This is a genomic window from Microbacterium album, assembly GCF_014643695.1.
In the GTDB taxonomy this organism is placed as follows: Bacteria; Actinomycetota; Actinomycetes; order Actinomycetales; family Microbacteriaceae; genus Microbacterium; species Microbacterium album.
On record NZ_BMJY01000040.1, the window covers coordinates 1 to 971 of the forward strand.

The 971-nt window shown below is 70.0% G+C and carries 1 protein-coding gene; it reads right to left on the reverse strand.

The genetic code is table 11. From position 1 onward, the window contains the following. A partial coding sequence (gene fgd / locus IEX37_RS15840) for a glucose-6-phosphate dehydrogenase (coenzyme-F420) (RefSeq protein WP_229663332.1) occupies window positions 1–971 on the reverse strand: 971 nt, incomplete at both ends.

Sequence of the window (971 nt, forward strand, 5' to 3'; positions counted from 1 at the left end):
TGCTCGCCGTAGAGGCGGAGGAAGGTCTCCTGGTCGTGGCCGGGGTCGTGGAACACGAGGTGGCGGAACCCGAGGTCGACGTAGGTGGCGATGGCGTCGACGTGCTGTTCGACGTCGTCGGACACGATGAACCGGGACGCGGCGCGGTCGGTGGGCAGTTCCTGGGCGAGGCGCTGCATCTCGATGGGGTCGTGCACGCCCATCTTCTCCTCGGGGCTGAGGGCGAGCGGTGCCCAGAAGCGGGTGTTCTCCTTCGCCGCGGCGAGGTCGGGCCGGAAGGACACCTTGACCTCGATCAGGGTGTCGACGTCGTCGCGCGAGCGGCCCGCCTTGCCGAGGCCGTCCTCGAACGCGGGCAGGAGCTTGTCGCGGTAGAGCCCCGGGTCTTTGCCGCTGGTGGTGATCCATCCCTCGGCCATGCGGCCGGCCAGGCGGGTGGCGGCGGGTCCGGCGGCGCCGATGTAGATCGGCACGGGCTGTTCGGGGCGGTCGTAGATGGTCGCATTGTGTGCCTGGTAGTAGGTGCCCTCGAACGTCACGCGCTCACCGGTCCAGAGCTCGCGGATGAGGGTGATCGCCTCCTTCATCCGCTGGAAGCGTTCGGGGGACTCGGGCCACTCGATGCCGAGGGTGACCTCGTTGAGGGCCTCCCCGGTGCCGACGCCGAGGATCATGCGGCCGGGATGCATGGCCCCGAGCGTGCCGAAGGCCTGCGCGATGACGCCGGGGTGGTACCGGAAGGTGGGGGTCAGCACGGATGTGCCGAGCAGGACGCGCTGGGTGCGTTCTCCGGCCGCGCCGAGCCATGGCAGGGCGGCGGGGGCGTGGCCGCCCTCGTGCATCCAGGGCTGGAGGTGGTCGGAGAGGAACACGGAGTCGAAGCCCATCTCCTCCGCGAGCACGGCGTAGTCCAGCAGCTCGCGCGGCCCGAACTGCTCGGACGACGCCTTGTAGCCGAAACGCATCGGAAC